Source organism: Lonsdalea quercina, from assembly GCF_900107885.1.
Taxonomy (GTDB): domain Bacteria; phylum Pseudomonadota; class Gammaproteobacteria; order Enterobacterales; family Enterobacteriaceae; genus Lonsdalea; species Lonsdalea quercina.
The window spans coordinates 1-10,261 of record NZ_FNQS01000003.1; the positions used below are offsets into that span (position 1 = coordinate 1).

The window sequence follows — 10,261 nt, forward strand, 5'->3', positions numbered from 1 at the left end:
GGGCTTCGGGCTTCGGGCTTCGGGCTTCGGGCTTCGGGCTTCGGGCTTCGGGCTTCGGGCTTCGGGCTTCGGGCTTCGGGCTTCGGGCTTCGGGCAGAATATCGAACGCTTGTCGCCCATCACAACGGCGGCGCGCGATGACTGCGGTCGCCGTGATGTCTTGCAGAGCGCATTTACCGCTCGATCAGGGGGATGTTGGTGCCGAGAAAGTAGGCGCGCTGCACCCGCATATTTTCATCAAATTCATAAACCAAGGGGATGCCAGTGGGGATTTGCGCACGGATGATCTCCTCGTCTGAGAGGTGGTTCAGTTGCTTGACCAGCGCCCGTATTGAATTGCGATGAGCGATCACTAGCAGGCGTTCGCCCGCAAGGACTCGGGGAACCAGCGAAGTCTGCCAGTAGTGCATCACCCGATCACCGGTCATGCGCAGGCTCTCCCCTAACGGAAACTCTCCCGGCGCCAGATGCGCATAGCGGCGATCGTAGCCGGAAAAGCGATCGTGAATCGAGGTGAGCGGCGGCGGCGGAACGTCATAACTTTTTCGCCACTGATGCACCCGCGCTTTGCCGAGCCGTTCGGCCGTTTCTGCCTTGTTCAGACCTTGCAGCGCGCCGTAGTGGCGCTCGTTTAAACGCCAGTTTTTTTCCACCGGCAGCCACTGCAAACCCAGCTCATCAAGCGCAATTTGCAGCGAATGCACGGTGCGCTTCAGTACCGAAGTACAGGCGGCGTCAAACGTAAACCCTGCCTGTCTGAGCGATTGCGCCGCCAGCCGCGCTTCTTCTCGTCCCTTGTCGGTCAGCGGCACATCGACCCACCCGGTGAATCGATTCTGATCATTCCATTCGCTTTCACCATGCCGCAATAGCACCAACTTAAACACAGCCATATTTTTTCCTTAACACGCTTTAACTTTCACATTCATCCACAGCCGATGCCATCGCTTATATTGATTCTCGTGACGGATTTGGCATCGTCCGCAATTTCCATCCACAGGGGGGCTTTGTGAGACGTTCCGCCGTCGTTGCAGACCTCATTGCCCGCGGCTCACCGGCCTGATTTTACGCTGTTTGCGATCAGATTATCTGGCGTCCATACATCATGCAATTATTAATTCCCCAAATGATAGGTATCGAATCAGATATTTATGCTGAAGTGATATCACGATAAAAATAAGCCAAATCGCCTAATTAATTCTCTTCACTTAATTGAAATCAGTGTCATTTATCATTATTTAACATATTAAAAACACACCTTACAAATGCCTTCATTTATTTATCCTTTACCCGTTCAATTTTCACATTGTTTATTATTACAGCAAAACAATATATTAATATAAGTGCATCGTATTATATTTAACTTTTATTTATGGCGTAAGATCCCATCTCAGACAGTTGTTTATCCTGTTTTTTGCCTTTAGGCTGCATTCACCCCCCGCAAAAGTCATTCTTGAAAATACTGAAGTGGCGCAGAAGGAAGTGCTGTCTCAGCCATTCTTTCTCCGTCACTCTGACCTGATTTAGGCAATAAAGCTGTTACGGTTTTATTGCCAATCCGCAGAGAACTGGCAGAAGAGAAATATTTGTAGCGGTAATACCGATTTCGTTAATGACCAATTAGCGTGGCCTATAAATAATAAGCAATCGTAACTTAGGCGTAAAACATGACTCGGCGCCCTCATTGGGGCCTCTCTGCTGTCTACCGGCTTCTCGGCATTCACAGCAACCACGACGGTTTCTGTTTCGGGCAGGACCGTTCACTTCGTAGGGTAGATCATCAACGCCGCCTACGCAGTAAGTACAAGCTCCACTAATCAAACGGTGAATTTGGGTCAGTACCGTAATGCGAACTTCGCTTCGGTCGGCACCTCATCAGGAAAAGTGTCTTACACCATCAGCCTTGAAGACGGCGATGCCTCCGTCTCCACGACCGCCGCCGTTGCGTTTACTGGCAACGCAGACGCCAATGACAACACGCTGCTTTCCGTCAGCAACATCAGCGGCGGCTGTGCAGGCGTAGCCTCTGGCGTAGGTATTGAAGTCTCCAGTAGCAAAGGCGTGGTACTGCCGCACTTTCTCAACCGCGCAAACGCTGCTGAGCGGCACCAACACGCTGTACTTCAACGCGCGCTATAAATCTAAGCTGGCTAGCGTCGCCACCAGTGAAGCGGATGCCGACGCCACCTTTACTCTGAATTATCAGTAGCGTTGTCACGGGCAACCGTTGCGCTGGGCAAGGGGCATCGCAACGGTTCCGGCAAGGAAAAGGTATTCAGCCTTCCATGCGACATGGTCAGTGAGCCGTCTTCTTGTAGCTTCTTGAGCACGCGCAGGATCGTACTCTTGGACAGGGATGTACGCTGACTAATAAAAGAAAGCACGGTGAAACGTTTTCTCACTTCTGGTGGCAGGCGTTTTAGCGATGCCAACATTTTTGTGACGATGGAAACGGAGTCACCGCCGCTATCGACGCAATAATTAAGCAGCGAAGTAAAATGGTAATTAACAATATTTAAGACATCATCGAATCGTTGATATGCCGTCACCACGCGTAATGCGGTATCGAATGACACGCAGTAAATTTTTCCATAATCGATTCTTTCAATATAAACTTCGTTGGCGCCATAAATCGCCGTAGACCAACCAATAATACAGGGGGCTAAAAGCACACAGAGCACCCGGTTGTCTTTGGCGCTTTTCATAAGAAATTCACCTTCTTCGATAAAATAAATCAGTCGAGTCTCTGCAACATGGAAATGATATCTCCTTTTCCCTTTAACGACCTCGGTCGGTTGGGCAAGTTTCCGATGGGGTGAAAGTATTTTTGTCAAACGAGATATAGATTGCAGCAGACTAATCATTCAAATAACCTTTAAAAATAAAACAAAAATACCACTGCAGCCGAACACGGTATTCGACGGCATGATATTTAACTTTTGATAACAGGAGAAAAAACGACCAGGAAATTACGTATTTTCTTAATATGCCTGAGCATCAGAATATCCCCCTCAGAGACTGACTTTGCTCTATTATCTTTATGGCTGACCACGTAAAACGTGTGGTTTTAAATGCTTTTAATCGCCCTCCCTAAGGTTCAAACCAAAAACAATAAAATTAACAATGTTCACCCCCTCCCAAAGCTCGCATTCCTCCAGTAAACATAAAAAATCATAATAGCGTGAAAAAATATACACAGATAACGTCAACAACCAGACAGTCTAGTTATAAAATAGCGACCATAATAAGCTCGAAAGAGGAAAAACCAATATTCTGATATTCAAATGAAACTCGGTGTTAAATTATTGTTCATTCTCTTTGTAGTAGCGCATTCACTATGTTAACTGTTTGATTTACAGCCAAACAGAGAGAATCATTCGCGGGAGAACCGCCCCATTATGCGTAAAAATATAAATGAAGTTATACGATAATATTAAAAATAAAATATTAAGCCTTATGAGTATAATGGGCTGGCCCTTCATTGTTATCGCTTTCAAAGCATTCTCATTTATATATTTTGTTGCTAAATACGAAAACAACAATACGGCAACACCTATCCTCTATGATAATACGACCGGCCTGGTATTATATACGTATCAACACTACAAGGCATCATCCTATCCGGATTTTTGTTCAGGAATGAAGCTTAGGGAGGCATTAGTGCAAAAAACACCCGCAGAGAATAAATAGCTATCGAAACCGAAAACCGTCATGTGAGAAATAACCTCAAGGGGATTCCATCAATACTCGATGAGTTCTTTATCTTTATTGCTATCTGGCATTATTCCATCACAAAAAAACAGCAAGACCAACCCAGCAAATAAAATAGATACCTTGGCTAACTGAAGCCACATCATCGTATATCTAATAACAGTGTGATTGACATCATCTATGTCTCCCGGACATACGCTTGTTATTTTCTCTATTGATAAAAATCAACTCACCGATTCATCCTCATCGTATTTTCTTACCCAAAAATCGCCTTATTTGACCCAGCTTAATACCAGATTTCGATCATTCCTGTCGGAAAAATAATGATGCCCCCCCCCCCCCCACTCCTTCATATTCACAGCATGACGCCAAGAGAGTAATACGACGAAATCTCCGACGAGGTCATAAATTCGATGTTCGCATTAACAGGGCAAGGGAAATTTTACCCGTAGTTTGTCTTTCTTTACTCATCGCAATATTTCCTCTGGTCACTCTATTTCGGACCCTCATTGTCCTCCAGCATAGTGACTTTATGATTAACGCAGCATAAAGCAGGAGGAAGACAAGAGCTGGCACGTTTGTCGGTTCAAGGATAGGGATGTTTGTAGATAGCGACAGTCAAAGATAACCACGTTGAAATAAACGAGCTGAGAACGGAGTTTCGCGCCCACCCTTATGGCGAAGGGGTGACGTGATCAGGCAAGTGACAGGATAGCGCAAGGGGCGAACATGATACCGTCTGCGGCTTCATGGTATAGAGGATAACATGCGACAGTCATCGATTGCCTCGGCGGTTCACCGCCCGACGACTGGGCGCGGCAGCAAAGATTCCTCATCTGCATGTCACGCTGATGTCCAGCGACAGTATAGGGTGAAGGCGCGTCATTCTTACAGGAAGTGACCAAGGCACCGCTCGCATCGGGCAAAAAAAACGCGCGCAGCCGGACAGCTACACGCGTTCAAAGAATAAAAAAACGCCGACAAAAAAAACGCTGCCGGCGGCCGACAACCGACGGTTCGTGTGATGATCTACGACATAGCACTGCCGCAACCGGCATCACCGATGAGATAATCCTCCCTGACACAGGAAAGGATTAATCCTCACAAATCAAACCATATTTTGGATAACCATTTTTCGAGGTAACCATTCAAAAAAATGGTATTATTATTGCTACTTGATAAAAACAACGAATAAGAGACCATGGCCCTCAGGATTCCAGGGCCGTGAGGATGTTCATGACTCATTTCGCGTTTCTATTATTGCTCACGGAGTTAATTGGCGATTAATAAAATAACCTATACCAGTGCAATTAAGTACGTCGGGAACATCATAAAATAAATAAAAAGAAAAGTGATAGGAAAATTTTCAATTCCTGCATAAATCTTTACATAATCTAATTCTAATGACGCCAAATATTCGGGGTGAACAACATGAAAAACACCAATTATCAGGTGGTTAAAAACACCCCCCATGTTTACATTGATGCATTTATAAATTTAGCCCGCTAATATATGAAATATAAGTTTTAACCGAAACTTGCTAGTTATCCAATAATGTATTTTATCTAACACATTCATTATTACTGGGGGCTGATATTGACGAATAATAAAGCAGATAAATACGAAACAAGCATTCCGTTTAGCATTCATTGAAGCACCTTTTAATAACCAGCCAGGGAGCAAGACGTGGTAACAAAGGGAAAAAAATTCGAGATAAAAATAACTCCACCGAAAACTCATCATCCGCACGGCGTCAGTTTAAATAGATTAGTTAGGTCGTATTCCTCCTCCACGCACACCATTTTCTGCTTCCATTAGCGGAGAGCGAGTGCGCATTCAGACGGCCTTGCCGCGTTCAACATCAACACCTGCTGGTGATCATTCGAATACGAAGCGCAGAAAGCAGTGATCTCAATGGCACACGGCTGAATCGTGTCTAAACTTAAATGTTGAAAAGACACCATTTTTATCGAAGAGAGAACTTTTGACTCAAACTTTGAAATTGTTGAATGCATTGGTGCCGCAGGTCGCGGATCTCTCGCGGGAGATGCCGAGCGAAGTGCGTTATCAACGCTTACTCGATTCGCTAAACATCCTAATCCCGTCGGACGCGACGGTGCTGTTGCAATTGGAAGGCGAAGAGTTATCCCCGGTGGCGATCCACGGTCTGAATCAGGACGCATTAAAACGTCGCTTCATTTTAGACGAACACCCGTGCTTCGCCGCCATGCTCGCCACCGCCAACGTGATGCACTTTCCGCCGGATACCGGGGTGCCCGATCCCTTCGTCGGCCTGTTCGAAACCGAACGGACTGACGCGGGCAAGACCGACGTTCTCAGCTGTGTTTTGCGTCTGGATCAGCACATCTGGGGATTGCTGACGCTGCATACGTTTAACGGCCATGAATTCCCCGCCGAGGCGCTTAAAACCCTGGAGATATTCGGTGAGATTGCCTCTGCGACCTTGTCGGCCAGTACCCAGGTCGATCGGCTCAAATCTACGCTGCAAAGCGAAAACTTGCGCGCCGAAGCCTTTCGCCTGACGGCGGTAAATGGACACGACGAACTCATCGGCAACAGCGAACCCTTTGAGCTGCTGATGGATGATATTGAATTGGTCGCCTCCAGCGATATGACGGTGCTCATCACCGGCGAAACCGGGGTGGGTAAAGATTTGGTCGCTCGTCGACTGCATGCGCGATCTCGTCGCGCCAATGCGCCGTTCATCGTCATCAACTGCGCCGCCCTGCCCGCCCCTCTGCTGGAGAGCATCCTTTTCGGCCACGTGCGCGGCGCGTTTTCGGGAGACTCGTCAGACCGCCGCGGCAAGTTTCAACTCGCCAACGGCGGCACACTGTTTCTCGACGAAATCGGCGAGCTTTCGCAGGAAACACAGGCCAAACTGCTTAGCGTATTGCAGGACGGAAAATCGCAGCGCATTGGCTCCTCCAACCCACATAACGTAAATATCCGACTCATCGCCGCCACTAATCGCAACCTGTTCGCGGAAGTTCAGTCCGGCGAATTTCGCGCCGATCTGTATCATCGACTGTGCGCGTTCCCCATTCATGTTCCGGCGCTGCGAGAACGTCAGCAGGACATTCAGCTGTTAGCGAACACATTTGTCGCACAAAACCGCAACCGCATGGGACTGAAAGGGCTACGCCTGGCACCCACGGCGCAAACGGCGCTGTCACGCTACGAGTGGCCGGGCAACGTGCGCGAGTTAGAACAAACCATCAGCCGCGCCACGCTGCGGGCGACCGGACGACTCACGTCGTATCCGGCTAAACGCGCGATCTCAGTCACTATCAGCGACAAAGATCTTGGGTTGGATATGCACGAGAAGCTACAGCATGACGTTGCGGCCAATGAACCGCAGCGGTTCTCCACGCTCGACGCCCCTCAGCAGGATCTGCGCGCGGCGGTCAACGAGTTTCAAAAACAGCTCATCGAACGCACTCTCTATAACCATCATGGCGATATTTCGTCGGCAGCCCGGGAGCTAGGTATCGACTCGGCCAATTTGACACATCTGGCACATCGGTTAGGCGTCGTCACCCAGCCCGAAAAAGCCGTTCGTACCAGCAACTCCGACCGCTAATCTTCCGTTTTTCCGCCCTGGATATCCGGGGCGGCAACGTCATCCTCGGAATATGTTCAGTCAACCTCCGGCAGCGCATACGCAATAATGTAATCGCCCAGTTTGGTGCCGAATGAGCCATGCCCACCGGCGGCAATCACCACATACTGCTTGCCGTTGACGGCATAGGTCATCGGTGTCGCTTGTCCGCCGGCAGGCAGACGCGCTTCCCACAGCAGCTCGCCGTTGCTGATGTTGAACGCCCGCAGATAGTTGTCCGCCGTCGCGGCGATAAACAGCACATTCCCCGCGGTGGAGATCGGCGCGCCCAACATCGGCATACCGACTTTAAACGGCAGCGGTAACGGCGAGCTATCACGCACGGTCCCAATACGTTTTTTCCAGACAATGACGTTGGTTTTCAGATCAACGGCGGAGACAAAGCCCCACGACGGCTGCTTGCACGGAATACCCAGCGGCGATAAAAACGCATTCAGCGTCACGCCGTAAGGAACCCCGTACTGCGGCTGTACGCCGGATTCCGTTCCGGATCCCTCTTTAGCCGCCGGGTTCGGCTCCATCGGATTGTGAGGACCGCGTGGGATCAGCCTTGAGACGAACGGCAGCGCCATCGGATTGGCAATCGCAATTTGACGATCCGTATCGACGGAAATGCCCCCCCACTCAAACATGCCGAGATTGCCGGGGAAGACCAGCGTGCCCTGCTCGGACGGGGGCGTAAACGGGCCTTCATAGCGGAGCTGATGAAACATAACGCGGCAGACCAGCTGGTCGTACATCGTCGCGCCCCACATATCCTTGCCGGCCAGATTCTCACGCGGGCGGAAGCTCAGCTGCGAAAAAGGCTGCGTCAGCGAAACGCGATCGCCCTTCGCCGCGCCTTGCGGCACCGGCGTTTCCGGCGCAGGCACGACGGTTTTTCCGTCGCGACGATCCAGCACGAAGATATTGCCGGTTTTCGCCGGCACGTAAACTACCGGCACCGTTTTGCCATCCTGATTAGTGATGTCCGCCAGCGTCGGCTGGGCAGGCACATCCATGTCCCAGAGGTCGTGATGCACCGTCTGATAGAACCAGACCCGCTTGCCGGTGGTCGCGTTCAGCGCCAGCAAGCCACTGGCGAACCGTTCCATCTCCGGCGTGCGATGGCCGCCCCAAATATCCGGCGTGGCGACGCCGGTCGGCAGATACACGATGTCCAGCTTTGCATCATAAGCGGCAGGCGCCCAGGAGTTAGGCGAGTTCGGGGTATAGAACTGCTTGCCCTCGGGTATCTTGTTCGGGTCTTTGCTGCCGGTATCGAATGCCCACAGCAGTTTGCCGGTGTTGACGTCGAAACCCCGGATCACCCCTGACGGTTCCCGCGTCGAGGCGTTATCAGTCACCGCGCCGGCCATCACGATGGTCTTGTCGGTGACGACAGGCGGCGACGTCGGCTCATACGCCCCCGCCAGCGAATACGGCATATTGCTTTGCAGATTCAGCTTGCCGCGATCGGCGAAATTCGGGCACAGCTGACCGCTATCGGCATCCAACGCGTACAGCGAACCGTCGTTCACCGGGAGCAATATGCGGCGCGCGCATAAGCCTGGCGGAGTGCTCTGGGTTGCGGACTGTGCCTCGATCGACGTTTCATGGTATGACACCCCTCGGCAGGTGACATGCTGAAACGTGGGGTTCGTTTTAAGATGCGGATCGAACCGCCACTTCTCCTTGCCTGTCACCGCATCCAGTGCGAACAGCTGCTGATGCGGGGTACAGAGGTAGAGCGTATCGCGGATTTTGATCGGCGTGACTTCGTTGGTGACTTCCACCGGATCGTTCGGCCCTTTCAAATCCCCGGTGCGAAAGCGCCAGACTTCCTTTAGGCTGCCGACGTTTTGATCGGTAATTTGGTTGAGGGGGGAGTAACGCGTCCCTGCCTGAGTTCGGCCATAGGCGGGCCAGTCAGCGTCCGGTACCGCGCTCGCAGGCCGCGGCGCAGCGGGTGTTCCCGCAGCGCGCAGCGTCCCGTTGATTTCTTGTGGATCGTTGAAAATAGCGTAGCCTAACACCCCGACGGCAACCGCCAGTGACAGGATCTGCGCCACCCACGGCAGCTTGGTGCGAAAGGTTAGCTGGTTATAGATAAACGGCAATACCAGCCATAGCCCGAAGAAAAAGACGACGTCCAGACGCGGCGTCAGCGCCCAAAAATCCGTGCCGACTTCCCATACCGCCCATAGCGTTGTCCCCAGTAAAAACAGCCCATGCAACAGGACCGCCGCCGCCCGACGTCGGTACAACAGCCACGCCGTCGCCAGCATCACCGCCCCCGCGATGAGGTAGTACCAGGAGCCATTAAGGCGAACCAGCCAGATACCGCCGAACAACAGATAAAAACCGCTCACTACGGCGAATAGCACCGTCAGGAGAAGTAGGACACGAGCAGTCCCCGCGCTTTTTTGCATTGTGTTGCCCCTGTAAAAGATTGCCCAGTTAAATAAGCGAGTTTCCCAAGCTGAACGGAGACCGCACAACAAATGAACGTCCGACACACCCCATCCTGGGTTTGGCAAGCGCGGTTAGGGTTGTCATCGACTGGCTGGCGGCCGCATGATGCGCTGGCGATGGGGAGAGATACCCCATCCAGCATCCCCATTCCCCACTTCACTAAAGATAGGTCATCCCTCACGATATTGACGGTTCCGCTGAGGTTTTAAGCACATTCTATGGCTGCTTGCGTCATACGCGGCAGCACGAATCCCGGCGAGCACGACAGCGCAACGACAAGGATGTTGGCGTTCTCGACAACCTTGCGCTTAACGACGTCAATCGCTCGACACATTGACCGCTCCGCGTTCAGTGCAGGGCATCATTTCTGGGGAAAAAGGATGTGGCAGCCGATCACCGGGCAGAATAGTCAGCGGGATATTGCGCGGGAACCGAGCGAAGAAAATCGACCCG

5 protein-coding genes and 1 pseudogene are annotated in these 10,261 nt (G+C 51.2%); 2 read left to right on the forward strand and 4 right to left on the reverse strand.

The window, feature by feature from the left end; translation table 11 throughout:
* Nucleotides 1–173 precede the first annotated feature (173 nt).
* Nucleotides 174–893 carry a 2,3-diphosphoglycerate-dependent phosphoglycerate mutase gene (gene gpmA, locus BLU64_RS05345; protein WP_026741589.1) on the reverse strand — a complete coding sequence of 240 codons (720 nt, stop codon included), beginning with the start codon at nucleotides 891–893 and terminating at the stop codon, nucleotides 174–176.
* A gap of 790 nt (nucleotides 894–1,683) precedes the next feature.
* Between gpmA and fimA the strand changes: the two are divergent.
* Nucleotides 1,684–2,209 (forward strand): annotated as a pseudogene (fimA, locus tag BLU64_RS17850) (type 1 fimbrial major subunit FimA).
* Here fimA and BLU64_RS05355 read toward each other — a convergent pair.
* The gene (locus BLU64_RS05355; RefSeq protein ID WP_081825673.1) at nucleotides 2,190–2,864 is read right to left on the reverse strand and encodes a helix-turn-helix domain-containing protein; all 675 of its coding nucleotides are present in this window, start codon (nucleotides 2,862–2,864) and stop codon (nucleotides 2,190–2,192) included. The pseudogene fimA and the gene BLU64_RS05355 overlap by 20 nt on opposite strands.
* 2,831 nt (nucleotides 2,865–5,695) lie before the next feature.
* Between BLU64_RS05355 and norR the strand changes: the two genes are divergently transcribed.
* Nucleotides 5,696–7,315: a nitric oxide reductase transcriptional regulator NorR gene (gene norR, locus BLU64_RS05365; RefSeq protein ID WP_026741586.1), complete on the forward strand. Its 1,620-nt coding sequence runs from the start codon at nucleotides 5,696–5,698 to the stop codon at nucleotides 7,313–7,315.
* A gap of 56 nt (nucleotides 7,316–7,371) precedes the next feature.
* On the opposite strand, the gene BLU64_RS05370 is transcribed toward norR, so the two are convergent.
* Both BLU64_RS05370 and BLU64_RS17775 read right to left on the reverse strand, forming a co-directional pair.
* Nucleotides 7,372–9,765, reverse strand: coding sequence for a glucose/quinate/shikimate family membrane-bound PQQ-dependent dehydrogenase (locus BLU64_RS05370; protein ID WP_074728064.1), 2,394 nt, complete (start codon nucleotides 9,763–9,765; stop codon nucleotides 7,372–7,374).
* A gap of 248 nt (nucleotides 9,766–10,013) precedes the next feature.
* Nucleotides 10,014–10,142: a hypothetical protein gene (locus tag BLU64_RS17775; protein ID WP_268748606.1), complete on the reverse strand. Its 129-nt coding sequence runs from the start codon at nucleotides 10,140–10,142 to the stop codon at nucleotides 10,014–10,016.
* Between the last annotated feature and the right edge of the window lie 119 nt (nucleotides 10,143–10,261).

What these genes read in the sequence shown, in the direction of transcription:
- BLU64_RS05355 (WP_081825673.1), bottom strand. Translation starts at nt 2,864, where the DNA reads ATGATTAGTCTGCTGCAATCTATATCTCGTTTGACAAAAATACTTTCA.
- gpmA (WP_026741589.1), bottom strand. Translation starts at nt 893, where the DNA reads ATGGCTGTGTTTAAGTTGGTGCTATTGCGGCATGGTGAAAGCGAATGG.
- BLU64_RS05370 (WP_074728064.1), bottom strand. Translation starts at nt 9,765, where the DNA reads ATGCAAAAAAGCGCGGGGACTGCTCGTGTCCTACTTCTCCTGACGGTG.
- BLU64_RS17775 (WP_268748606.1), bottom strand. Translation starts at nt 10,142, where the DNA reads ATGTGTCGAGCGATTGACGTCGTTAAGCGCAAGGTTGTCGAGAACGCC.